Below are 25,056 nucleotides of genomic sequence, written 5' to 3'. Positions count from 1 at the left end.
CTCACTTTCCACGGCGCGCGAGGCGCGGATTGAGGGCATCGTTCAGCCCCTCGCCAACAAGGTTGAGGGCGAGCACGGTGAGCAGGATAGCAAGGCCCGGAAAGAAGCTGACCCACCAGGCCTGCCGGATCACGGTGCGGCCCGCACCGATAATATAGCCCCAGGACATGACGTTGCGGTCACCAAGCCCGAGGAAGGAGAGCGAGCTCTCGATGAGGATGGCGGCCGCCACCATCATCGAGGCAAGCACGATGATCGGAGATAATGTGTTGGGCAGGATTTGCCGCCAGATGATGGTCGCGTGCGTCTGTCCGGACAGTACCGCCGCCTCGACGAATTCCCGTGAGCGCAGCGACATCACCTCGCCACGCAGCAGCCGGGCGACCGGTGGCCATGACACCACGGCGATCGCCACCACGATCGATGCGATGGACGGCTGGAAGATGGCGACCAGTACGACGGCGAGCGCGAAGCTCGGCACGCTCTGGAAGAATTCGGTGAAGCGCATCAGACAATCGTCCACCCAACCGCCGAAATAGCCGGCGATCGCGCCGATCGGTATGCCGATTACCAGCGACACCACCGTCGAGACGAAGCCGACGAGCAGCGAGACCTGCGCGCCGTGGGCGAGGCCGGAGGCGAGATCGCGGCCCATTGGATCGGTTCCCAACGGGAACCGATCCATGGTGAAGGGCGCCAGGAACGGCCGTTGCACCATGGCCCAGGGCGATTTTGGGTAGAGAAATGGAGCGACAATTGAAAGGGCGATAACAGCAAACAGAATAAGGAGACCAATGACGGCGCCCTTGTTGCGGGAGAAGCGTTTCCAGAAATCCTTCATGACGTCACCCGGATACGCGGATCCACGATGCGATAGAGCACATCGGTAATCAGATTGAAGAGAAGCACCATGGCGGCGGAGACGATGAAGACGCCGAGGAGCAGGTTATAGTCGCGCTGCGATAGCGCATCGAACATCAGCCGACCGATGCCCGGCCAGGCGAAGACCGTTTCGATCAACACCGCGCCGCCCACAAGTTGCCCGGCCTGGAGGCCGGCCAGTGTCACGACCGGGAGGATGGCGTTGCGCAGGACATGGCGGCGCTGGATGACGGCGGGGCGCAGTCCCTTGGCCTTGGCGGTCTTGACGAAATCCATGCGGCTCACTTCCAGCATCGAGGCGCGCGTCATCCGTGCATAGACGGCCATAAAAAACAGCCCGAGCGTCAAGGCAGGCAAGATGAGGTGATAAAGAATATCGAAGGAGCGAGTAAGACCTGTGTAATCGGCGCCGACTGTCTCGTAACCGAAGCCCGGCAGCCAGCCGAGCTGCACGGAAAACAAAAGCACCGCCATCAGCGCCAACCAAAAGAGCGGCGTCGCATAGAAGATAAGTGCCACCAGCGAGATGATCGTATCCGACCAGCGCCCCTGTCGAGCCGAGGCGACAGCTCCGGCGAGGATGCCGAGGCCGAGCGAAATGACGAAGGCGGTAAGCGAGAGAAGAAGCGTCGCCGGAAGGCGGTCCGCGATCAGCTGGATGACCGGGAGCTGCTGGCGGTAGGAATAGCCAAGATCGAGCCGTATGACGGATGAGACATAGATCCAGAGCTGTACATAGAGCGGCTGGTCAAGTCCGAAACGCTCCCGCAATTGTTGCAGGAAGGTGGCGTCGGTATCGCCGGCCTCTCCCGCCATGACCGCCGCGGGATCGCCAGGAGCGGCATGAATGAGGAGGAAGTTCAGAATTGTTATGCAGATCAGGATGACAGCAGCCTTTAGCAATCGTCCTGTCACGAAGCGCACCATAACAGCCCCCTGGTTAGGGTTTCCATGCGTTGCGGGAGAGCTGCGCGAGACATATCTCGCGCAGCAGTTCACTGCTCGATGTAGGTGTCACGAAGGGAATCGTTCAAACCCATGCCGGTGGTGATCAGATCCTTGAATTTGCAGTTGTAGATCGTCGGAAAGCTGAGTTCGAGAAGCCAGGCCACGGGCACGTCTTCCTGCAGTTTCGCCTGCACCTGATCGTAGAGGACCTTTCGCTTCTCCGCCGGGAACGCAAAGGCCGCTTGCTCGAGAAGCTTGTCCACATCCGCGTTGCTGTAGCCTTCGACATTGTTCCAGGGGGAACCCTTGGCGATCTGCGCCGACTTGTAATTGCGCTCGACGCCAACCGCCGGGTCGCCATTCTGGTAAAGGTAGGTAAATGCCAGGTCGTAATCCCAGTTGCTGACCTTCTGGTTCCAACCCGCCACGTCCGTGGCCTCGATTTCGACCGGGATGCCGACATCCGCAAGGTTCTGCTTCACGGCCTCGGCCCAACGCTGCCAGGTTTCGCCATATGGCAAGGGGAGAAGCCGAAGCGGTTTGCCGGTGTAGCCGATCTCTTTCAGCAGTGCCTTGGACTTGTCGGGATCATAGGGGTATTCCGGGCCACCTTGCGCATAGAAGGGCAATCCGGACGAAAAGGGACCGGTCGCAACCTTGCCCATTCCATTCCACAGGGCATCGCGCGCGAACCCCCGGTCGAGCGCATACATGATCGCTTGACGGAATTTCGGATTGTCCATGGGGGCGGTGCGGTTGTTCAGCCACAACCACGAAAGAGGTGAGTAAAACTCCCAGCCTTTCTGTGTCACGCAGGTATTGGGAAGGGCGGACACCCTGGGGACGTCGAAATTCTCCACCGATCCGCCGGGCAGGACATCGACCTTTCCTGTCTCGTAGGCAACCGATCTGGACGCAGCGTCCGGGATGATGTGGTAGTAGACTTCGTCAAGATAGGGCTTGCCCTTGATGTAATAGTCCTTGTTCTTCTCCAGCTTGATGTAGCTGCCTTTTTTCCATTCAACGAATTTGAACGGCCCGGTCCCGATCGGCTTTTCGTTGGCCGGATTGGTCATGTAGTCCGTGCCCGCATAGATATGTTTTGGAATGATGGGCATTGCGCCGTAATCCATGGCGCGGATGAACGGCTCGAAGGGCTGCTTGAGCTTGAAGACGACCGTCTTGTCATCCGGCGCAGTTACGCTTTCCACGCGGGCCATCGTATTTCGATGCTTCGCAAGCGTTTTGGGCAGGAAGTCCTTCACAGAAAACAGCACGTCCGCTGATGTCATCGGCTGCCCGTCATGGAATTTCACATTGTCCTGCAGGTGGAAGGTGTAGGTCAGTCCGTCGGATGAGATTTCCCAAGATTTCGCCAATGACGGCATTGGCCGCAGTTTGTCGTCGTAGCGCAGCAGACTTTCATAGATTTCACCGCCGACAAGTCCGCTTGGACCGTTCGAGACGATGCCGATCATCAGCCCCGGCGGCTCCGGCTGAACGATGAGATTGATCTTGCCGCCCTCGACCGGCGCGGCGTGAGCCGCGCTTGCGGTGAGGATCAGGGCTAGGGACATGGAAAGCAGGCGTCGCATGAAGTTCCCCTTATGGATTTTCGTTTGGCTTGCGGACGTTACTTTGCATTGCGGCATCGCTCCGAAAGCCGGGCTGCGGCTGTCAGAAGGGGCGGTGCATATTCAACGGATCGGAGCTTTTTGCGTGTCGGCCGAGGCGAACGACGCTCCGATGGTCAACCGATATACTGGTATATGTTTGCATCAATGGTCGCATTAAGAGCCTCCCAAGCCCGACCTGTCAAGCGGCTCCCTTGGAAAATTCGCATAAGTTTTGAGCGCGCTCTTGGAGTGCGTATTAATTGTTCATATTGGACGCGGGCAGGCTGGGAGTTGCCTGTATTGCCGAAAAAAGCACCGGTCTCGGGGCTGGTGCTGAAACAAACATCCGAGATGAGCGCGAGGGAACGGCGAAAGTAGATTAAAGGTCTACGGCTGCGATTGGTGTGTGCTGCCGAGAGAGCCGCTGTCACGGGAAAGGCAACGAGCCTTTGGGTGGGCGTTCAGCCCACCCAGTTCATGACCCAATAGACCAGCGCGGAAATCGCAGCGGCGGCGGGCAGTGTCACCACCCATGCGATGACGATGTTGCCGGCGAGCCCCCAGCGCACCGCGGAAAGCCGCCGGGAAGCGCCGACGCCGATAATGGCGCCAGTGATCGTGTGGGTCGTCGAGACCGGAATGCCGAGCCATGTCGCCGCAAACAATGTGATCGCGCCGCCGGTCTCCGCGCAGAAGCCCTGCATCGGATTGAGTTTGGTGATCTTCGAGCCCATCGTATGCACGATCCGCCAGCCGCCGAACAAGGTTCCGAGCGCCATGGCCGACTGGCAGGACAGCACCACCCAGAGAGGCACATGGAATTCCCCGCCGCCATAGCCCTGGGAATAGAGCAGCACGGCGATGATCCCCATCGTCTTCTGGGCATCGTTGCCGCCATGGCCGAGCGAATAGAGCGACGCCGAGATGAATTGCAGCACACGGAATGTGCTGTCGACGGCAAACGGTGTCTGCCGGACGAAGATCCAGGTCACGCACAAGACGAGGAGAAGCGCGAGGAGGAAGCCTATCAGCGGAGAGAGCACGATGGCGCCGGCCGTCTTCAGCAGGCCCGACCACACGATCGCGCTTGTGCCGACCTTTGCTAGGCCCGCCCCGACCAGCCCGCCGACCAGCGCGTGCGACGAGCTCGACGGGATGCCGAATATCCAGGTGACGATATTCCAGACAATGGCGCCCATCAGCGCGGCGAAGATGACCTGCGGTGTCACGATGCCCGGATCGATGATGCCGGTGCCGAGGGTCTCGGCCACGTGCAGGCCGAAGAACAGGAAGGCGATGAAATTGAAGAAGGCCGCCCACATCACGGCATATTGCGGCCGCAGGACACGGGTGGAGACGATGGTGGCGATCGAATTGGCCGCATCGTGCAGCCCGTTGAGAAAATCGAAGAACAGCGCGACGGCAATCAGGCCCGCCAGCAGCGGAAGGGCGAGGGTGGCCTCCATCAGACGTTCTCGATCACGATGCCGCTGATCTCGTTGGCGACATCCTCGAAGCGGTCGACCACCTTCTCAAGTTCGCCATAGATCTCGCTGCCGATGATATAGGCCATGGGGTTCGACCCGCCATAACGGCGGAAGAGATCCTTAAGCCCCTGCTCATGCAGCTCGTCGGAACGGCCCTCGACTTTCACCACCTCTTCGGTGAGCACGCTGAGGCGGGCCGAGTTGGCGCTCATGCGATCGAGCAGCGGGATTGCCTCGGCGACCAGCTTGGCGGCCTGGACGATAGCTGCGCCCATTTCCTGCATTCTGGGATCGAAACTGGTCTGTTCGAACAACCGGATGGTCTTGACCGTCTTGTGCATCATGTCGATGGCGTCATCCATCGACATGATCAGGTCCTTGATATCACCCCGATCGAAGGGCGTAATGAAGCTGCGCCGCACGGCGAGCAGCACTTCGCGGGCAATCTCATCGGCCTCGTTCTCAAGCGCGACGATACGCTGGCAATGCTGCTCCGTATCGTTGCCGGCCAGCAATTCGTTCAAAGCTTCGGCCGCGCCGACGATGGTGCGGGAATGCCGCTCGAAGAGATCAAAAAAGCGATCTTCTCGCGGCATCAATTTACGAAACCAGTTCACTTTCGGCGCTCCAAACATGCGTTGTCATAAATCCGTCATAAATGACGGAGCGTGACATGAAAAGCCGATACGCCTGCGAAACGACGCTCCCCAGCAGCGTCATCCCAAGGTTTGAACCGTTTACGCGTGTTCTATCCTGTTTCCCTCGCCGTCGAAGAAATGCAGGGCGTTGGCGGAAGCGGCAACCACAAGCTCGGCATCGATCGCGATCTGGGACCGCCCGGAAACGCGAAAGACGATGTCCTGATCGTCTTGAAGGACGCCATAGACATAGCTTTCAGCGCCGACCAGTTCGACCGCCAGGACACGCACCCTCGCGCTTAAGGCGGCGGCGTTTCCGGCTTCGGCAAGATGAAGGTCTTCGGGCCGGATGCCGATGGTCGCGTCGCTGCTGACGGGGCCGGCGCTCGCCGAAAGCGCAAGGCCGCTTTTCTCGGTAATCTTCAGCAGGTTCATCGACGGCGAGCCGATGAAGGTCGCAACGAAGGTCGTGGCCGGACGCTCATAGAGTTCGATGGGCGTGCCGACCTGCTCGATGCGGCCACCATTCAGTACCACCAGCCGGTCAGCCAGCGTCATCGCCTCCATCTGGTCATGCGTGACATAGACGCTGGTGGTTGCGAGCGATCGCTGCAGCCGCTTGATTTCGACGCGCATCTGCACGCGCAGCTTGGCGTCGAGATTGGAGAGCGGCTCGTCGAACAGGAAGGCTGCCGGCTCGCGCACGATGGCGCGGCCCATCGCAACGCGCTGGCGCTGCCCGCCGGACAATTGGCGCGGTTTGCGCTCCAGGAATTGCTCGATCTCCAGCGAGCGGGCGGTCTTGGCAATCCGCCGCTCGATCTCGTCCTTCGGCATGTTGCGGTTCTTCAGCCCATAGGCGAGGTTCTGGCGCACCGTCATATGCGGATAGAGCGCGTAGTTCTGGAAGACCATGGCGATATCGCGGTCCGACGGTTCCAGCTCGTTGACCACGCGATCATTGATCGACACCGTGCCCGATGTGATGCTTTCCAGGCCGGCAATCATGCGGAGCAGCGTGGACTTGCCGCAGCCGGAAGGCCCAACCAGCACGACGAGTTCGCCGTCGGCAATATCGAGCGACACGCCCTTGATGACGTCTATGCCGCCGCCATAGGTTTTGCGGACATCCTTGAGGGTGATCCCAGCCATTATTTCTCCGTCTCCACAAGACCTTTGACGAACCAGCGCTGCATCAGCACCACGACGACGATGGGCGGAATGATCGCCAGGATCGCCGTCACCATCACGAAATTCCACGGCGTCGCCGCATCGGCGAAATCCACCATTTTTCTTAGCCCGATGATGATCGTCGACATCTTCGCGTCGTTGGTGACGAGCAGCGGCCACAGATACTGCGTCCAGCCATAGATGAAGAGGATCACGAACAGGGCGGCGATATTGGTCTTCGACAGCGGCAGCAGGATATCGCGCATGAAGCGGAAGGGCCCGGCATTGTCGATGCGCGCCGCCTCCAGCAACTCGCCCGGCACAGTCAGGAAGAATTGCCGGAACAGGAAGGTGGCCGTTGCCGATGCCATCAGCGGCAGGGTCAGGCCGGCATAGGTGTCGATCATGCCGAGATCGACGATGACCTTGTAGGTCGGCAGGATGCGGACCTCGACCGGCAACATCAGCGTCACGAAGATCATCCAGAAGAAGACCATGCGCAGCGGAAAGCGAAAGAAGACGATCGCAAATGCCGACAGGAAGGAGATCGCGATCTTGCCGACGGCGATGACGACCGCCACGACAAACGTGTTCCAGAGCATACGCGGCAGGCTGACACCGACCACGCGCTCGACGCCGCCGGAGAGCGCTTCCCCATAGTTCTCGACAAAATGACCACCGGGCAGCAGCGAGATGGGCGGTCGCAGAATTTCGGCTGACGTCATCGTCGAGGCGACGAAGGTGTAATAGATCGGGAAGGCGACGATGATGATGCCGAGGATCAGCATCAGATGGCCGATGAGATTGGCGACCGGACGTTTTTCGATCATCGGCTTACCTCACGCATAATGCACGCGCTTCTCGACGAAGCGGAATTGGAAGGCCGTGAGCGCGATGACGATCACCATGAGGATGACGGACTGGGCCGCCGAGGAGCCGAGGTTGAGATTGACGAAGCCGTCATTGTAGACCTTGTAGACGAGGGTCTCGGTCGCCTTGGCCGGTCCGCCGCCGGTAACGGCATGGATGATGCCGAAGGTGTCGAAGAAGGCGTAGACGGTGTTGACCACCAGCAGGAAGAAGGTCGTCGGCGCCAGCAGCGGAAAGACGATCGTCCAGAAGCGCCGGCTGCCGCGCGCGCCATCGATGGAGGCGGCCTCAAGCAGCGATTTGGGGATTGCCTGCAGGCCGGCAACGAAGAACAGGAAATTGTAGCTGATCTGCTTCCACGCGGCGGCAACGATCACCAGCACCATAGCCTGATCGCCGTTCAATAGCGGATCCCAGGCAAAGCCGTTGCGGCGGAGAATATAGGCGAGGGTGCCCATCGCCGGATTGAACATGAAAAGCCAGAGCATGCCGGCGACGGCGGGTGCGACCGCATAGGGCCAGATCAGCAGCGTGCGATAAAGCGTCTGGCCGCGCACCACCTTGTCGGCGGCGGTCGCAAGCGCCAGCGCAACGATCATCGACAGCAATGCGGTCGCGACGCTGAAGACCACCGTCACCTGCAAGGAGTGTAGATAGGTCTCGTCGGACAGCACGGCGCGGAAATTGGCGAGCCCCACGAAGCCGCTCTTCAGCCCGAAGGGATCCTCGCGCTGCATCGACTGATAAAGCGCCTGGCTCGCCGGCCAGAAAAAGAAGACCACCGTCAGGATGATCTGCGGAGCGACGAGAAGATAGGGAAGGATCTTGTTGGGAAAGACGACGCGCTGCACGGCGATCTCCTAGCACAGGGAAATTGCCCGCAGCCTCAGTGGCTGCGGGCTGGACCGCATCAATGCGTCAATTGCCGATGGCCTGCTGGATGGCGGCGTTGCCGCGCTGGACGGCCTTGTCGAGCGCGGTCTTTGCGTCTTCCTTACCGGCCAGCATCGCCTCGAACTCCTCGTTCATGATGTCGCGCACCTGCGGCAGGTTGACGAGGCGCACGCCCTTGGAGTTGGCGGTCGGTGCTTTGCCGAGCATCTGCAGGATCGGCGTTTCGCGACCGGGGTTCTTCTCGTAGAAGCCGGACTTCTTCGTTTCCTCATAGGCCGCCATCGTCACCGGCAGGTAGCCGGAGACCTGATGCAGCCGTGACTGGATCTTGGTCTGAGAGAGGAAGTGGAAGAATTCGGCGATGCCCTTGTATTCGGTATCGCTCTTGCCCCCGAAGACCCAAAGGCTGGCGCCGCCGGGAATTGTATTCTGCGGCCGGCCTTCGCCGTCGTAATAAGGGAGCTGTCCGATGCCGTAATTCATGCCGCTCTTGACGATGTCGCCGAGACCGCCGGAAGATTCCGTCAGGATGCCGCATTCTCCGGAGGTGAAGAGCTGCTTGGCTTCCGAGGTGCGACCGCCGTAGCGGAATGTGCCGTCCTTGGCGAGATCGGTGATTGCCTGGAAATGCTTCTCGAAGAGCGGTGTGTTGAATTCGAGTTTGACGTCGGTGCCGCCAAGGCCGTTTTCATTGCTGCCATAGGCGACATTGTTCCAGGCGGCAAAGTTCTCGGTCTGGATCCAGGTGAGCCAGGTGGAGGTGAAGCCGCAGGCCGATGCACCGCTCGACTTGATCTTCTTGGCGGCGTCGAACACCTCCGGCCAGGTCTTCGGCGGGCTTTCGGGGTCAAGCCCGGCCTTCTTGAAGGTGTCCTTGTTATAATAAAGGATCGGTGAGGAGGAATTATAGGGGAACGACAGCATCGTCCCGTCGGGCCTGGAATAATAGGAGACGATACCAGGCAAATACAGCGACTTGTCGAAGGTATAGCCGCCCTTCTTCAACACATCTGCTGCCGGCATGATCGCGCCTTCGGCCCCCATCATCACGCCGCTGCCGGCATCGAAGACCTGGAGGATTGCCGGAGCCTGCTTGGCTCGGAACGCGGCGATGCCGGCATTCAGCGCTTCCGGATAGGTGCCCTTGAAGACCGGGACGATCTTGTAGTCCTTCTGGCTCTCGTTGAATTCCTTGGCCAGTTGTTCGACGACCTCGTTATTGGCGCCCGACATGGCGTGCCACCATTGCAGCTCGGTCAGTGCAAATGCGTTCGATGTCACGGAAAACGAGGCGGCGATCGCCGCAGCTGAAGCGCAGATAAAACGTATGGACATGTTTCCTCCCAAGTTTCCCAACAGGCGCAGACCGCACCCAGCCCTATTTCCGGCGAGGATCCTCCTCGATCCCCATACCGGACATTCCGTTCGAAAGCCGCTGTTTGCAACGGATTCCTCGCGGCAAGAACGATTGCCCCTTCGTCATTTCTTCGCTCTTTTTGGAAAGAGGCAATGACGACTGAATCATCCGAAGCATCTATTTATGCTGAGAAATGAGAATATACGACAGTTTTGTGACAGTGCGGCTTGTAAAGATTCCGCCTGTGGGAATCTCACTCGCCGTTGCGCAAGTTTCCTTCGGTTGAACCTTGGAGGCGGTGCCGGCCTGCTTCCTGGTTTCCATCGGTCAGCGGTCGACGCCAAAGCTCCGCGAGAATGACACCGCTCATGGTTAGGGCTCCGCCGAGGATGAGGCTGGCCGTGAGTTGCTCGGATAGCAGCGGGATCGCCAGGATGGCGGTCACGACGGGTACGAAGTTGAAGAACAGCGATGCCCGCGCCGGGCCGATGTGATCGATCCCGTGCATCCAGAGCAAGGGTGCCGCAATGGAAGCTGCGGCGCCGGCATAGGCGATCAGCGGCAGGCTGGCCGCGCTGATGCCTAGCCTGGGGGATAGGAGATAGATCGGCAGCAGCGAGATGGCGGCGGCACATGCCTGAAGATAAAGCGATTGCAGCAAGGGCAGGCCGTTCGGCCAGCGCTTGAGAAGCACGGTGTAGAGGGCATAACAGACCGTTGCCGCCAGCATGATCGCGTCGCCGATATTGGGGCCTTGGGTGAGGAGGGTCTCGATCTGCCCATGCGAGGCGACGACCGCAACGCCCAGGAGTGAGACGATTCCGCCGGCAAGTGCGCCGTAGGTCATCCGGTGGCCGAGCAGGCCAATGGCGAGAACGAGAGACAACAGAGGCATCAGCGACTGGATGATGCCGAGATGCATGGCCGATGTGTATCGGGCGGCAATGTAGGAGAGATAGGGCAGTGCCGCGCCGCCGAGAAAGCCCATGATCAGCAGGCGCCAGCCATGGGTGGTGAGCACCGCGCGGTTCATCCAGACCTGCCGGGCGACAAACGGTGTCAGGATCAGAATTGCCACAACCCACCTGTAGAAAGCGATTTCCGCCGGCGAGATAACACCGGCCGATGCCTTGGTGACGATGGCGTTGCCGCCCCAGATCAGCGCCGTGATGAGGAGAAGGATGTAGCTCATCCGCCTTGTCCATTTGGTTCAAGGCCAGCGTAGATCGCGTCGCCTTCTCAGTATATACTTCGATTACGACAAAGGATAATGCGAGACTGACAGATGCCGACCATCGCCGTGCCGCCGCCTTTGGAAGATCTGCCTTCGGATGTCTATTTCCGAGCGGAGGATTTTGGTCCCGACACCTATATGGCGCCGCACGCGCATGTTTTCGGTCAGTTGAGCTTCGTTTCCTACGGCTCGATGAATATCGATGTGGAGGGCAAGCGCTTTCTGTCGCCGCCGCACTATGCCGTCTGGATCCCACCGCGCTGGAAACACAGCGCCTATAATGAGACGGCGACGGCCTATCGCTCGGTTTATATTTCTACCCCTTGTTCCAAGCGTTTTTCCGATCGGCCCTGCGCGCTGGAACTGAGCCCGATCTTGCGAGCGATACTCGTTGATTTTGCCGAGCGTGATATCCATGTGCCGGAGACCGGTCGCGATCGGCGGCTGGCCGAGGTCTTGCTCGATCAAATCGAGATCGCGCCACCGCACGACGCCTATCTGCCGCATGCCGCTTCGGCTGAAATCCAGTCGATCCTGGATGCGCTCCAGGCCGATCCGGCAAGCGACCTGCCGCTCGCGGCCTGGGCGGGGCGGTTCCATATGACGGTACGCACGCTGGAGCGGCGTTGCCAGCGCGAACTCGGCATCTCGCTGGGCGAATGGCGGCAGCGGATGCGCTTCCTGCGCGCTGTCGAGTGGCTCGACATGGGCCGCACCATACAGGCAATCGCCTTCGACCTTGGCTACAGTACGCCCTCGGCCTTCATCGCCATGTTTAAACGCCTGTCCGGCAAGACTCCGGAGCAATACCGGTTTGGTCGATAGGCAAAGTTTTCCTTATGCTTCGCATAATCGCCAAAAGCTTCATTCATGATCTGCCGTTCTCCATGATGCGGCATCGTTAAGACAACGGCTTGTTGAGAAGAGATTGAGCAATGAAAAGCGAGCAGACCTTGGAAGATCGAGACATACCCATTGAGCGGGATCGGCCCGTCATTCGCGATGCCAGCGATGGGGATATGGAGGCCATACGCGACATCTATACGCATCATGTTCTCTATGGGCTGGCGACGTTCGAGGAGGTGCCGCCGTCGGTTGACGAGCTTCGGTCGCGCCGGGCATCCGTGTTCGCCATGGGGCTGCCCTACCTCGTTGCCGAATTGAATGGCGAGATCGTCGGTTACAGCTACGCGACCGCCTATCGACCTCGCCCCGCCTATCGTTTCTCGATCGAGGATTCGGTCTATGTCGCGGATGGTCTCGGCGGCCGGGGTGTCGGCAGCGCGCTTCTCCGGGAGCTCATTGCCCGCTGCGAGAAGGGACCATGGCGGCAGATGCTGGCCGTCATCGGCAATAGCGGCAATGCCGGCTCGATCGCGCTGCATCGCCGCATGGGGTTCCAGCCCATCGGGACGTTCAAATCCGCCGGCTTCAAGCTCGGGCGGTGGGTCGATACGGTGCTGATGCAGCGGGCCTTGGGTGAGGGCGATGAAACGGCGCCGGAGCAAGCCGGACCGGAAGCGGACCGGTGATTTCCGGCAGAACGATCCTGTGCCTTGCGCTGTCGCAGCTCGTCGCCTGGGGCGTCACTTATTATCTGATCGGCGTATTCGACAAGTTGATGGCTGCCGATCTCGGCTGGTCAAGTGAGATCATCCATGGCGGATTTGCGATAGGCCTGTTGGCGATGGGCGTGGTCTCGCCGCTTGCCGGGCGCTCGATCGATCGTCTGGGTGGACGAAAGGTGATGATCGCCGGGGCGGTGCTGACCGCGATCGGATGTTTCGCGCTCGCCATTTGCGAGACGCTGATGGGGTATTACGCTGCCTGGATCTGTCTCGGCATCGCCATGCGGCTCACCCTTTATGATGCGGCATTTGCGGCGCTCGCACGGATCGGCGGCCTCAAGGCCCGGCGCCCCATGTCCCAGATCACCCTGTTGGGCGGCCTTGCCTCCGCCACCTTCTGGCCTGTCGGTCATTTCCTTGCCATCACGTTCGGTTGGCGCGGCGCCGTTGCTGTCTATGGCGGCCTCGCTCTTTTGACAATCCCGCTCTATCTGGCGATCCCCGAAGGGCGGACGGAAGCCTCGTCCGAGACCGCCGCGCATTCTCCGCCGCTCGCAACCGATCCTCGGGAGGTCCTCATCTTCGGCGGGCTCTACGCATTGCTGACCGGCCCTGCCAACTTCCTGAACGCCGGTATGTCTGCTCATATGATCGGTATCCTGACCGGTCTTGGTCTTGCTGCGTCGGCAGCCGTCTGGATCGCCGCCTCGCGCGGCATCGGGCAATCTGTCGCACGCCTCTGCGAGGTACTTTTCGGCCGCGAGATCGATCCGCTCACGCTTACGCTGCTGGCATCCCTGATGCTTCCGGTGGCCTTTGTTGCGGGTCTATTTGCCGGCACTTCGATGGCGGCGGCCATCGTCTTTGCAGCTCTCTACGGCATCGGCAACGGATTGCTGACGATCACACGCGGCACGCTGCCGCTCGTCCTGTTCGATCCCCGCAGCTACGGCTCGGTGGTGGGGAACCTGGTCGCCCCGAGCTTCGTTCTCTCCGCCACGGCGCCGGTGATCTATGCATTCGTCATCGATGAGTTCGGACAAGCCGGTGCGCTCTACATGTCGGCCGGCATTTCGATAGTCGCGCTGATCGCGGCCGCAGTCCTGCACCTACTGGGCAGGCGGCGTCTCGTTCTCCCCATCTAGGCGATTGATCAAATTCCCCCGAAAGCCAGCCGAAAATAGGGTCAGATTTAGCCAGTCAAACTGTCGCTTTCGCCATTCGATAAAAACTGATGGTTGCAGACTACTCTTCCTTAACTAGGTCACTTCACTCGATATTGGGATTTTCATGGCATAACCGTTTCAAAGAAGAGGGCGCTATGAAAGAGTTTCCAGTTTCATCGAAAATTATTAAATCCGTCGCTTTCCACCCCGAGGACGGACGTCTTTATATTCGCTTCAAGAACGGCGAGGAGCGTCTGTTTGCCGGCGTTCCGGAAAAGGCCGCTATCGCCATGGTCAAGGCGGCTTCGCCCGGCCAGCATTATATTGAACATATCCGCACCCGCTTCGAGCGCGTCGCCTAATACCCGATGCTGGCTGGACCTTGCTTCGTGGCAGGTCAAGCCACTGTGACCGGAGGCCGGATGGCGGCCCTCGGTGGATAGATGAGCGGCGTAAGATTGAAACGGTATTTTTCGAACGTCGCGTCAAAAGAACCAGAATGCCTTTAGTCCACTAATTTTATAGACAATATTCTAAGCACGGGATTGCCGATGCGTTGCAAGTTTGCACGCTGGCAGGGCCGGTCAATTTTGATCGTTTCCAATATCGGGGCTTAGAATATGAGACGTACAGTCTTTGGAGTTTCGTTAAGAAGCAGCGTCCGCGCGGTCGTTGCTTTTTCTTTCCTTTCTCTGGCCAGTCCCCATGCCTGGGCGGCGTCCGAGGGCGCCAAGCCCATCGATGGTGGCATCCTCAAGGTTGGCTTGGGGACGGATACAGCCATCATCGATCCGTCGATTACCGGCAGTTCGATTACCGCCGTCATTACCCGCAACATCGTCGACTCGCTGGTCGGCCAGGCCGAGGACAACAGCTTTGCGCCCTGGTTGGCAGAACGCTGGGAAATCAACGGTGACAACACGGTCTATACATTTCATCTGCGGCCGGGCGTGACCTTCAGCGATGGCACGCCGCTCGATGCGGCGGCGGTGAAGTATAATTTCGATCGCATCCTCGATCCGAAGACGACCTCGAGCTACGCAAAGTCGTTGCTCGGTCCGGTCGACAAGATCGAGGCGCCGAACGCAAATACCGTAGTGATCAGCTATCGTCAGTCTTTCGCGCCGCTGCTGCAGGGACTTAGCCTGCCTTATCTGGGGATCCAGTCCCCGACCTATCTGCAAAAGGCGACCAGCACGACCAATACCGTTGTCGGCTCCGGGGCCTTTGTCCTTGATAGTTTCGTGAAGGGCAGCGGCAGCAAGCTGAGCCGGCGCGCCGATTACAATTGGGGACCCGGCTACGCCACCCACAAGGGGCCGGCTCATTTCAATGAGATCGATTTCAAATACCTGCCGGAAGCCTCCGTTCGCCTCGGCGCTCTGGCGAGCGGGCAGGTGGACGCCATCGATGCCGTTCCGCCCGCCAACTTCCGCTCGGTGCAGAGCAATGGCAAATTGCAGGTTGTGACGAAGGAGAACCCGGGCGTTACCAGTGCCTTTCTCCTGAATATCTCGAAGGGTCCTTTCCAGGACGTCAAGGTTCGCCAGGCGTTCCAGAGCGCGGTGAATGTCGCTGCGGCCGTGAAGGCGGCCTACTTCGGCACGTTGAAGCCGGCCGACAATATCCTCGGGCCTTCGACGCTCTATTACGAACCCCGCCTTGGCGGCAAATGGGGCTTCGATCTTGCGAAGGCGAACCGCCTGCTCGATGAAGCCGGCTGGAAAGAGAAGGATGCCGATGGCATCCGCAAGAAGGACGGTCAGCGCCTGGCGCTTCACTACGTCTACGACACCGCCCAGGTCGGTGACTCCGATATTACGCTTGCACAGGCGGCTCAGTATCAGGTGCGCCAGGCCGGCCTTGATCTTCAGCTCGACCCTACCGATGCTGGTGGTCTGATCGCCCGCGCCAATGCCAATGACTACGATCTTGTCTCGCTCAACTATGTGCGTGCCGAACCGGACATTCTGCGCACGGTGTTTCACTCGGCCTATGCGCCGCCGAACGGCGCGAATTACGCCCGCGTCAGCAGTCTTGACGAAAAGCTGAGCAAGGCGATCGGCGCGAGCGATGCGGAGCGCAAGCGGCTCTACGCCGAGATCCAGACGGAGATCATCGATCAGGCCTATGCTGTGCCGCGCTATGTCGCCGCCTACCAGCTTGGCGCCTCCAAGAAGCTTCTCGGCATTAGCTGGGCCACCAACGCCAAACCGAATTTCTATGATGCCTGGCTCAACCCGTAACCTGATCCATGCCGTCGCAAGGCGGCTGGGTGTGATCGTCGCCGTGTTGTGGGGCGCGGCGACGATCGCCTTCATCGCCGTCAAGCTCATTCCCGGCGACCCGGTCTCGATCCTCTCCGGCGGCGAGAATGTCGTCGATGCGGCCGAGCGGGCAGCTTTGGTCCATCAATATGGGCTGGATCAGCCGCTGGTGCTGCAATATGCGCGCTATATCGGCAATGCGCTGCTCGGCAATTTCGGGGAGAGCTATCAGTACCGGCAGCCCGTCATCGACGTCATAACGGAGGCTGCCGGTCCGACGCTGCAACTGGCGGGTAGCGCCATCATCATCGCGCTCAGCCTGGCGATAACCATCGCCCTGGCGACTGCGGGCCGCAGGCGAGGGCTGGCGGTGACGCTTTCCGGTCTTGAGCTGATGTTGCTGAGCACGCCCGTCTATTGGATCGGCATCGTGCTTTTGTCGCTCTTCAGCTTTCAACTGCAATGGTTCCCGGTGACCGGTAATGAAGGATTTGCCTCGCTCGTGCTGCCGGCGATTGCGCTCAGCCTGCCCCTGACCGCGCTTTTGAGCCAGGTCTTGCGCGACGGTCTGGAAGAGGCTTTGTCGCAACCCTTCGCGCTGACGGTACGTGCCCGCGGCGTCGGCGAAACCCTGCTGCGGTTTCGCCACGGTCTGCGCCATGCGGCGCTCGCCGCGTCCACCCTGACCGGTACCTTGTTTGCCAGCACGCTCGGCGGCTCCATCCTCACCGAAACGGTCTTCGGCCGGTCCGGCATTGGCCAGATCACGCTGCAGGCGATCAAGACCCGCGACATGCCGCTGGTGCTGGGGCTGGTGATGCTGTCGGCCTGCGTCTTCGTCATCATCAACCTGCTGGTCGATGCCCTCTATCTGCTGATCGATCCTCGTCTACGGAGAGTGCCACAATGAGCAGCGCGGAATTATTCGATGCGGCGCTACGCCGGCGTCAAGATGGCGGTGCTGGCGCTAATCCTTGGCTGGCGCCCGGCCTGCTCATTCCACTCGCCATTGTGGTGGTTCTCACTGTTGCTATCTGGGAGCCGCAATGGTTCACTGCTTTTGATCCGGAAGCGGTGGATACGGATGCGATACTGATGCCGCCGGATTTGCGGCATTGGTTCGGGACCGACGAACTCGGGCGTGACCTGTTTTCGCGCGTCGTGCACGGAACATCGCTATCGCTTGCGATCGGCATCGGTGCCACATTGATCGCTACCCTCGGCGGCATTCTACTCGGCACGGCAGCAGCGCTTGCACCGAGGGCGGTCAGCCGCATTCTGGTCCGCCTGATCGACATTCTCCTCGCCTTTCCGGAAATACTGCTGGCGTTGCTAGTGATCGCCGTGCTTGGGCGAGGGCCATTGAACACGCTGCTTGCCGTCGGTTTTTCCAATGTCGCCTCCTATGCGCGACTGGTCCGCTCGCAGGTGATGCAGGTGAAGCTTTCGGGCTATGTCGAGCATGCCGTCACGCTCGGCGAACATCCCTGGACGATTGTCACCCGGCATATCGTGCCGAACACCATCCGTCCGCTGCTGATCCTGGCGACGATCGGGGTCGGGAGTTCCGTCCTCTCCGCGTCGGCGCTGAGCTTTCTCGGCCTCGGTGTCGTACCGCCAGCGCCGGAGTGGGGCGCGTTGCTGGCTAACGGCCGCAATTTCCTTGACATCGCCCCCTGGACCAGCCTGCTGCCGGCGACGGTGGTCGCCATCTCCGTGATCTCGATCACCCTTCTCGGCCGCCGGCTGCAAAACCTCTTGTCGAAGGGGGAAGCCCGTTGAACCTGGATCAATCCATCCTGCGGAGCCATTTCGCGGCTGTTCCTTCAAGCCCCGTGCTGTTGGGTGTGAAAGGGCTCAGCGTAACCTTTCCGACGCCGCGCGGGCGGGTGCAGGCGGTAAGGGACGTTTCCTTTCAAATCGCAGCCGGAGAAATCCTCGCGCTCGTCGGCGAGTCCGGGTCGGGGAAATCGGTGACGGCTCGCGCACTCGTCGGGCTTGCCGGATCTCGCGCCGAGGTCTGGGCTGACGCGATGACGCTGGTCGGCCATGATGGGCAAGCGCTTGATCTTTTGAGCCTTTCCGAACGGTCCTGGCGTCAGCTTCGCGGCCGCGAGGTTGGCTTCGTCCTGCAGGACGCCTTGGTCTCCCTTGATCCCTTGCGCACGGTCGGCCGCGAGGTTGCTGAACCGATCCTGGCGCATCGTTTGCTGCCCCGATCGCAAGTGGCAGAGCGTGTCGAGGAACTGCTCGGCCGCGCCGGCATCCCCGAGCCGAAGGTTCGCGCCGCCCAGTATCCGCACGAGCTGTCCGGCGGGTTGCGGCAAAGAGCGCTGATCGCCTCGGCGCTGGCTGCCCAGCCGCGCCTGCTGATCGCCGACGAGCCGACCACGGCGCTGGATGTGACGGTGCAGCGGCAGGTTCTCACGGTTTTCAAGGAACTGGCGCAGGCCGGTCATGCCGTTTTGATTATCACGCATGATCTCGCGGTTGCTGCGCAGCTCGCCGACCGCGTGGTCGTGATGCAGAATAGTCAATTGGTGGAAGCTGGTCCAGCGCGGGAAGTGCTGTCCGCGCCGCTGCACGACTATACGCGCCGCTTGCTGGCGGCCGTGCCAACGGCCGCGACCCGTGGCCGCTGGCTCAGTGCAACCGATGGCGCGCCCATCCGCCGGCAGGTCGTGGAGGCTGAAACACCGCTCTTGGAGATCCGCAATGTCTCGGTGAGCTTCAAGTTGCCCGACGGCCGTCGGCTCGAAGCGGTCCGGCAGGTTTCACTAGATGTGGGCCGGGGCGAGACGCTCGGCATCGTTGGTGAGTCCGGTTCCGGCAAGACGACGCTCGGCAAGGTGGCGCTGGGGTTGCGCCACGCGGCAAGCGGCGACGTGCTCTTCGAAGGCAAGCCGTGGAGCAGGCTTGCCGAAGCAGAGCGGCGCCCGCTGCGCAGTCTCATCCAAACCATCAGTCAGGACCCACTCGGCGCTTTCGACCCACGCTTCACCGTGGAGCGCATCATCGACCAGCCGCTGCGGCTGCGCAGGAAGCTCGACCGGGCGGCGCGTCGGCGGAGAATAGTGGAATTGATCGAACTGGTCGGCCTGTCGCCAGAGCTTCTTGCGCGCCGGCCGAACACCTTGTCTGGCGGCCAGCGGCAGCGCGTCTCCATTGCCCAGGCGCTTGCAGCCGAACCGAAACTGCTGATCTGCGACGAGCCGGTGTCCGCGCTGGATGTCACGACGCAGGCGCAGGTGCTGGACCTGCTGGTGGATCTTCAGGGACGGCTGGGATTGTCGATGGTCTTCATTTCGCATGATCTCGGCGTGGTGCAGCATATGAGCCATCGCATCGCCGTCATGAAGGATGGCGTGGTTGTCGAAACCGGGCCAGTGGAACGGCTCTTCGATCAGCCGCAACATCCCTATACGCGCGACCTGATCGCCTCCGTGCCCATGCTTACGGCCCGGGAGAGGGAATAACGACCAGCATGCCGATGAACCTATTCGCGCATAGCATCGCATTTGATATCATTTCTTTCCTCGGATCCTAATGCTTCTCGAGCACTCCATGCTCGTAAAGCTGATCCATGCTCAAGGAGGCGACGGCGGCAAACGGGGTTTGGTTGCGGACGCCGCCGTCGCCGAGAATGACGATTTCGTCGCAAAATGAAATAGTGCTGCGATGATGGCTGATGACGATAGTCGTGCGGCGGCCGGCTCTCGACTTCAAGGTCTCGACGATGGCCGCTTCCGATAATCCATCCACGGCGTTGGTGGCTTCGTCAAGGATCAGGATGTCGGGATCACGGACAAGCGCCCTCGCCAGCGCTATTCGTTGCCGTTGGCCCGCCGACAGGCTTGCCCCCCTGTAGCCGACCACTGTTTCATATCCGTCGGGTAGCTTCTCGATGAATTCGTGTGCCTCGGCAAGCCTAGCTGCGCTCTCCGCCTCTGCGAGCGAAGCATCTTGTCCATAGGTGATATTTTCCAGGATTGTGCCATCCACGAGCTCCAGGTCCTGGCTGGCAAGCGCAATCCTGCCTCGCCACTGGGTAGGGTCGATCCGGCTCAATGGCAATCCGTCGATAAGAATGTCACCCTCGTCGGGCTCGACAAACCGGCAGAGAAGATTGACGATCGTCGTCTTTCCGGCGCCAGACCGGCCGATGATCGCCGTCGAGCAACCCTGGCGGATCTCGAAGCTGGCGGAGCGCAGCACCATGGGCCGGGAGCCGGAGCCGGGATATTTGAAGGTCACCCGGTCGAATTTGATCCGCTGGCGGAGTTCATGCGCAGGTTCCTGTCCCGTCGGTGGCTTCGGCTTGTCGGAGGAATCCAGTAGCCATCGGACCTCCTCCAGAGAGCCGCTCCAGCCCTGCACCTGGCTCCATCCTTGCTGCAAGGCGCGCACATGCGGCTGCAGCCTGTAGAGCAGGACCACGAAAGCAACGATGATCGGAAAGCTTATACCCCAAAGCCATGCGCTCACGACCACCGACAGGAAGAGCACCGAATGCAGCACTTCGGTCAGCGGCGGCAAGACGCCCTGACGGGTCTGGAGGACGAACCCCGCTTTTCGCACGGCATTCGACGCCCCGTCGAATATGACTTTCTCGCGCTCTTCCTGCCCGAATATGCGGATGAGCCGTCCGGCATGAACAAGATGAAGCATTCTGGTGGCAAGTTCGTTGTTGAAGGATGTGACATCACGGCTGGGCAGTTTGAGTCCGGCCGACAGGACCGCATGCGCGATCTGGACAAGGACGAGGCCAATGGCGACGCAGAGCGTCATCTGCCATGACAGGAGCAGCAGAAAGGCCAGAAGAATGATGGCGGCCGATGCGTTCACGATCGCCGCAAGCGCCGTCTGTATTGCATCCGACGCTCGCCAAGATTCATTGGAAATGATGTTCAGTAGCCGCCCCGGGCTTTCTTGCAGGAAGAACGGATATCCAATCTTCAAAAGCTGGTCGGCAAGCGCGCTTCGGATCGCATAGCCGGCTTTGCCGTAGATGAAGTTGGTCAGCACGGTATTGGCGAAGGCCAGGACATTCTTCAGGGTGATCAATGCAAGCACGGCAGCCGCGATGAACAGCAATCTCTGCCGATCATCCAGGCTGGATCCTACCTGCTGGAAGGCGGCGGAGAGGCCGCCCATTCCCGACGGATCTTTCTGGCCGCCTATGATGCCGAGCATGGGAATAATCAGGCCGATGCCTGCGCCCTCCAGCACCGCGCTGCTTAGCCCCAAAATGACCACGACCGGAAGCAGGCGCGTTTGCCGGCCCAATGCGTGGCGCAATAGCTGCAGGCCCGGCAGAAAGAATTTCAGCATAGCGGATATCACCTCAGCGAACGGGCTGCCTGTTTGATCTGGTTTACGTCTGGCTGCTCCCGCCGGACGGTCACAGTGAGACGCACGAATTCGGCGGCGCCCAGCAAATTCATGAATATGATTGGCCAGTGCGATAGAGAGACTTCCGGGTCAAAACGAGATCCACCCAACAGCTCTTGCCAGGCCGACCGAAGGGTCCAGCAGAAATGACGAAGCAACCACGGTGCCTTGAATACGTGTTTCAGGCAAAGCCCTCCGTTTCCAAGGCTGTAGCTCCGGTGAAGACGCTCGATCGCCTCGCGCGTATCTCGCCCATGATAATGGAAAACAGTCATGTCGGGCACATATTCGATCGGGATGCCGAGTTGGAAGGCGCGGACCAGATAATCGGTATCCTCGGCGGATTGCAGGGCGGCGCCGGCGCCGAACCGCTCATCAAAGAGACCGACGCGCATGGCGACTTCGCGGTGCATGGTCATGTTGCAACCCAGTATGAAGCCGCCGGGATGGACGTCCGGGCTGAAAAATGCGCGTTCCGGCGATCGCTTGATCGTAAAGGGCAGATCACGGGCGCTGCCGAGTTCGACACGGCCGCCCCGAATGATATATTGCTCCCCGGTCAGATAGTGCCGCTCCAGGTCTTGCAGATAGCGGCCGTCGATCTCGCAGTCATCGTCGATGAAAACCAGGATCTGGCCGCGCGACCGCGCCATGCCTGTATTGCGGGCGGCGGCTAGACCGCGGCGTGGTTCCGTCAGGGGTATGATCGCCATGCTCGAGGTCGAAGCAATATGAGCCAGACGCTCGGCGGTATCGTCAGTTGAGCCATTGTCGACGACTACAAGTTCGCTCGCCATCGTCGCATGTGAGCGACAGGCGACCTCGATCGAGCGGATGCAGGCTTCGAGCGCTTCGGCGCGGTTGCGGGTGCAGACGATGAAGCTCACCACGGGATCCTGCCCTCCGGAAGAGGATGGAGCTTTGGCTGCTTCCTGCGTGTGCTCTCGCACTATGTCGGGGCGTCCCCCGGACATGCTATGCGAGACCCTGAAGCGGTGGCACCGCTTTGACAGGCACTGATTGCCTATATCGTGCCAGCGCGTCCAGCTGCGTGCTTGCCTCGCTCCAGACGCGGCTGCACCATGGCGCATAGGCGCCGGCGCGAAGGCCATACCGTTCTCGGCGCCGGATGAGGTGCCATTTTCCGGTGCGCGTCAGGAATGCGTGCGTCAGTTGCGGTTGCTTTTCGTCAGCGATGAGCTGGTAGAGGAAGTAGAAGAAACACAAAGCGCCATCTTCATAACTTGACGACGGTGCCTCGGCGCGAGCCGCGATTTTCTCTTCCATGGAGACAAGACAGTCGGCGGCGCGGCGAACCGTGTCGGGCGTTACCATCGCACCGATGTCGTGGAGAGCGTCCGGATCGTCGATCAAGGATTCCCGCAGAAGATTCTCGGCGGCGATCTTCAGATGGGTCCGGCGCATTTGCCGTTTATGCTTGTTCGTGACGCTCTCGTCGTGAATGCGGTATGCGACCAGGCTCTCCTCGATCATGGCGGCCGGAAACTCTCGCGTGATCCGCCGGAACAGATCGAAGTCTTCCGCATGCACATAGCTCGCGTCATACATCAGCATGCCTTGGGGGATGACATTGCGATTGTACATCACGGTCGAGTGCATGAAGACGGTGTAGAACATCGACAGTACATGCCAGTCCGCTGAGAGATGGATCGGGTTTTGCGTGCCGCGCACGACACGATTGCCGATGAGCCGGTCGATGCCCGTGCCACTCATCGCAAGCTCGGGTCGCTGCTTGAACAAGGAAACCTGTCGCGAGAGGCGCGTCGAATAGGAAATGTCGTCGGCGTCCATTCTGGCGACTAGATCGCCTTTCGCCAGAGTCATGCCTTCGTTCAAGGTTGCGATAAGACCACGGTTCTCCCGCGAGACGATGCGGACGCGATCATCCGCCTTTCGATACTGTTGCAGGATATCCAGTGATCGATCGGTGGATCCGTCGTCAATCGCGATGACGTCGAGGCGCTCGTGATCCTGGCGCAGGATGCTTTCGATCGCCGCGGCAAGATAAAGTTCGCCGTTGTAGACGGGCAGTACGACGGAGACCAATGGAACAGTCATTATTCAGCTCGCATGCTTATTGGAGATCGGAGGTCTGGACCGCCCGCAATCGCGGTTGGCGTGGCAAGGGCATGGTCTTTCGCGACCACGTAAGGGAAGTAGCGCTTGAGATTGTTGAGCGGCTTTTCGAGCATCACCCAGGAGATCGAGGCGAGCATTAACGTGGCCGTACTGCCGATGACGAAGCGGGCAGGCCCTTGTTCCGAGACATCCATAGGGATCCAGGGTTGCGCCTTGACGATCAGCGACAGGACGATCGGATGGAAAAGGTAAATGCCGTAGCTGATGCGCCCGATGGCCATTATAGGCGGGAGCTCGAGCAGCCGGCCGAGGGGGGCTCCTAGCCCTGACGAACAGCACCCGACCAGCATGACCAGCGGTACGAGCGGGAAAACTTCGCTGCCGATCCAGACTGTCCAGTCGAGCAGCGGTGTCGTGGGTTCCGATCTCAGCCATAGCGCGATGACGGCTGCGGCCGTAAGCGGCATCCAGCTCAGCCGCATCCATTGCGGCCAGGCATCGGTTCTGTCGCGATAAGCTGCGAGCAGCGCGCCCGCTGCCAGCGCGTCCATCGACGCTGAGGGAAGCAGATCGCGCATGAGCGAAGGGGTTCCCGTCAGCGGCCAACAGAGGCGGTAAGCGATTGAGCACGCAATGACGGCAACGCAGATCCGTTCGATCATCCGGCGTGGTGCCAGCAGCATCACCAGCGGCCAGGCAATATAGAATTGCTCCTCGATGCTGAGACTCCAGGTGTGGCACAGAACCCAGGGTGTCCATTGATCGCGAATGGCATACCAGTAGTTCGACAGATAAAGCGCGTGCCATTTCAGGCCACCGCGAGCGCCCTCGAGGTTGACGAACCAAACGAAGCCCAGCAGCGCGAAATAGGGAGGAAATATACGCAGCGCGCGGCGAATATAGAATGATTTCAGCGCGGTGACCGGCTCATATTGAACGGTGGAGCGCGCGTCCAGCAACAGTCGCGTTATCAGGAATCCACTGATTACAAAGAAGAGACGGACACCGAGATGCCCCCAAAAATTTCCGTCGGCCGCGACGAAATGTGCGTATAGCACCATTGTGACGGCAAGCGTTCTCAACCCGTCCAATTGGCGGTCGCGTGTATTCGACATAGACACCCCCGGCTTTCAGCCTTTGTCGGACACTCTCCTTGACGGCGCCAACTCCCCAATACTGTTCTTGTCGTTTGCGTTTTACTCTTCTTCCTAAGCCTCGCGGGGCCGGTAAAACGCCATGCAACCTCCCGAGCGTTCATGAACGAATCCGGCCAAACTGTGACAAATTTCACTAAATTAACCGACGGCAATCACATGTCTGAAACATACGAGCATCCAGCAGGCATTCGGAGTTATTTTTGCCCCGCGGCAGAACGGAATGCCACAATCATAATGCTAGTCTTGATCTTTTTGGGTCAACCCAATGCGGTAATTGTCACCCTACGAGACATTTCATTAGAAAGTGCATC

General features: G+C 60.1%; 22 protein-coding genes. 8 read left to right on the top strand and 14 right to left on the bottom strand.

Features of this window, described 5'->3' with window-relative positions; translation table 11 throughout:
* Position 1: 1 nt before the first annotated feature.
* From AC1RO0_RS11350 to AC1RO0_RS11305, 10 genes are all read right to left on the bottom strand, one after another.
* Positions 2-841, bottom strand: a complete 840-nt coding sequence (locus AC1RO0_RS11350) for an ABC transporter permease (protein WP_007692878.1) — start codon at positions 839-841, stop codon at positions 2-4.
* Positions 838-1,809 carry an ABC transporter permease gene (locus AC1RO0_RS11345; protein ID WP_498592985.1) on the bottom strand — a complete coding sequence of 324 codons (972 nt, stop codon included), beginning with the start codon at positions 1,807-1,809 and terminating at the stop codon, positions 838-840. Before AC1RO0_RS11345 ends, AC1RO0_RS11350 begins: the two co-directional genes overlap by 4 nt.
* Positions 1,810-1,877: 68 nt before the next feature.
* Entirely contained in the window at positions 1,878-3,425 is a 1,548-nt protein-coding gene (locus AC1RO0_RS11340) for an ABC transporter substrate-binding protein (RefSeq protein WP_498592984.1), read from the bottom strand.
* A gap of 482 nt (positions 3,426-3,907) precedes the next feature.
* On the bottom strand, positions 3,908-4,912 hold the full coding sequence (locus AC1RO0_RS11335) for an inorganic phosphate transporter (RefSeq protein ID WP_498592983.1): 1,005 nt from the start codon (positions 4,910-4,912) through the stop codon (positions 3,908-3,910).
* Entirely contained in the window at positions 4,912-5,568 is a 657-nt protein-coding gene (locus AC1RO0_RS11330; RefSeq protein WP_498592982.1) for a DUF47 family protein, read from the bottom strand. The genes AC1RO0_RS11335 and AC1RO0_RS11330 overlap by 1 nt, the downstream gene beginning before the upstream one ends.
* A 102-nt stretch (positions 5,569-5,670) precedes the next feature.
* On the bottom strand, positions 5,671-6,723 hold the full coding sequence (locus AC1RO0_RS11325) for a sn-glycerol-3-phosphate import ATP-binding protein UgpC (RefSeq protein WP_498592981.1): 1,053 nt from the start codon (positions 6,721-6,723) through the stop codon (positions 5,671-5,673).
* Entirely contained in the window at positions 6,723-7,571 is an 849-nt protein-coding gene (gene ugpE / locus AC1RO0_RS11320; RefSeq protein ID WP_007692888.1) for a sn-glycerol-3-phosphate ABC transporter permease UgpE, read from the bottom strand. Before ugpE ends, AC1RO0_RS11325 begins: the two co-directional genes overlap by 1 nt.
* Positions 7,572-7,580: 9 nt before the next feature.
* A complete protein-coding gene (gene ugpA / locus AC1RO0_RS11315; RefSeq protein ID WP_498592980.1) occupies positions 7,581-8,462 on the bottom strand; it encodes a sn-glycerol-3-phosphate ABC transporter permease UgpA in 882 nt (293 codons plus the stop codon).
* Positions 8,463-8,529: 67 nt separating this feature from the next.
* Positions 8,530-9,840, bottom strand: a complete 1,311-nt coding sequence (gene ugpB / locus AC1RO0_RS11310) for a sn-glycerol-3-phosphate ABC transporter substrate-binding protein UgpB (protein ID WP_498592979.1) — start codon at positions 9,838-9,840, stop codon at positions 8,530-8,532.
* A gap of 275 nt (positions 9,841-10,115) precedes the next feature.
* Positions 10,116-11,054, bottom strand: a complete 939-nt coding sequence (locus AC1RO0_RS11305; protein ID WP_498592978.1) for a DMT family transporter — start codon at positions 11,052-11,054, stop codon at positions 10,116-10,118.
* 93 nt (positions 11,055-11,147) lie between these two features.
* Between AC1RO0_RS11305 and AC1RO0_RS11300 the strand changes: the two genes are divergently transcribed.
* The 8 genes from AC1RO0_RS11300 (at position 11,148) to AC1RO0_RS11265 (ending at position 19,573) form a co-directional block, all read left to right on the top strand.
* Positions 11,148-11,921, top strand: a complete 774-nt coding sequence (locus AC1RO0_RS11300) for an AraC family transcriptional regulator (RefSeq protein ID WP_498592977.1) — start codon at positions 11,148-11,150, stop codon at positions 11,919-11,921.
* A gap of 110 nt (positions 11,922-12,031) precedes the next feature.
* On the top strand, positions 12,032-12,628 hold the full coding sequence (locus tag AC1RO0_RS11295) for a GNAT family N-acetyltransferase (protein WP_498592976.1): 597 nt from the start codon (positions 12,032-12,034) through the stop codon (positions 12,626-12,628).
* Positions 12,625-13,809: an MFS transporter gene (locus AC1RO0_RS11290; protein ID WP_498592975.1), complete on the top strand. Its 1,185-nt coding sequence runs from the start codon at positions 12,625-12,627 to the stop codon at positions 13,807-13,809. Before AC1RO0_RS11295 ends, AC1RO0_RS11290 begins: the two co-directional genes overlap by 4 nt.
* A 176-nt stretch (positions 13,810-13,985) precedes the next feature.
* Positions 13,986-14,192, top strand: coding sequence for a KTSC domain-containing protein (locus AC1RO0_RS11285; protein WP_015917704.1), 207 nt, complete (start codon positions 13,986-13,988; stop codon positions 14,190-14,192).
* Between the two features lie 258 nt (positions 14,193-14,450).
* A complete protein-coding gene (locus AC1RO0_RS11280; protein ID WP_498592974.1) occupies positions 14,451-16,076 on the top strand; it encodes an ABC transporter substrate-binding protein in 1,626 nt (541 codons plus the stop codon).
* Complete coding sequence (locus tag AC1RO0_RS11275; protein ID WP_498592973.1) at positions 16,057-17,007, top strand: ABC transporter permease; 951 nt, start codon at positions 16,057-16,059, stop codon at positions 17,005-17,007. The genes AC1RO0_RS11280 and AC1RO0_RS11275 overlap by 20 nt, the downstream gene beginning before the upstream one ends.
* On the top strand, positions 17,004-17,879 hold the full coding sequence (locus AC1RO0_RS11270) for an ABC transporter permease (RefSeq protein WP_498592972.1): 876 nt from the start codon (positions 17,004-17,006) through the stop codon (positions 17,877-17,879). The genes AC1RO0_RS11275 and AC1RO0_RS11270 overlap by 4 nt, the downstream gene beginning before the upstream one ends.
* On the top strand, positions 17,876-19,573 hold the full coding sequence (locus AC1RO0_RS11265) for a dipeptide ABC transporter ATP-binding protein (protein ID WP_498592971.1): 1,698 nt from the start codon (positions 17,876-17,878) through the stop codon (positions 19,571-19,573). Before AC1RO0_RS11270 ends, AC1RO0_RS11265 begins: the two co-directional genes overlap by 4 nt.
* A 67-nt stretch (positions 19,574-19,640) precedes the next feature.
* On the opposite strand, the gene AC1RO0_RS11260 is transcribed toward AC1RO0_RS11265, so the two are convergent.
* The 4 genes from AC1RO0_RS11260 to AC1RO0_RS11245 are packed head-to-tail and all read right to left on the bottom strand — an operon-like array spanning position 19,641 to position 24,703.
* Positions 19,641-21,428, bottom strand: coding sequence for an ABC transporter ATP-binding protein (locus AC1RO0_RS11260; RefSeq protein WP_498592970.1), 1,788 nt, complete (start codon positions 21,426-21,428; stop codon positions 19,641-19,643).
* Between the two features lie 8 nt (positions 21,429-21,436).
* Positions 21,437-22,462 (bottom strand): glycosyltransferase family 2 protein, encoded by a 1,026-nt coding sequence (locus tag AC1RO0_RS11255; protein ID WP_498592969.1) that lies wholly within the window; start codon positions 22,460-22,462, stop codon positions 21,437-21,439.
* Position 22,463: 1 nt separating this feature from the next.
* Positions 22,464-23,567 (bottom strand): glycosyltransferase family 2 protein, encoded by a 1,104-nt coding sequence (locus AC1RO0_RS11250; protein WP_498592968.1) that lies wholly within the window; start codon positions 23,565-23,567, stop codon positions 22,464-22,466.
* Positions 23,567-24,703 (bottom strand): acyltransferase family protein, encoded by a 1,137-nt coding sequence (locus tag AC1RO0_RS11245; RefSeq protein ID WP_498592967.1) that lies wholly within the window; start codon positions 24,701-24,703, stop codon positions 23,567-23,569. Before AC1RO0_RS11245 ends, AC1RO0_RS11250 begins: the two co-directional genes overlap by 1 nt.
* Positions 24,704-25,056 lie beyond the last annotated feature (353 nt).

This window comes from Rhizobium sp. GW821-FHT14E12 (assembly GCF_058803745.1).
This window is presented reverse-complemented; position numbering and strand designations above follow the sequence as displayed.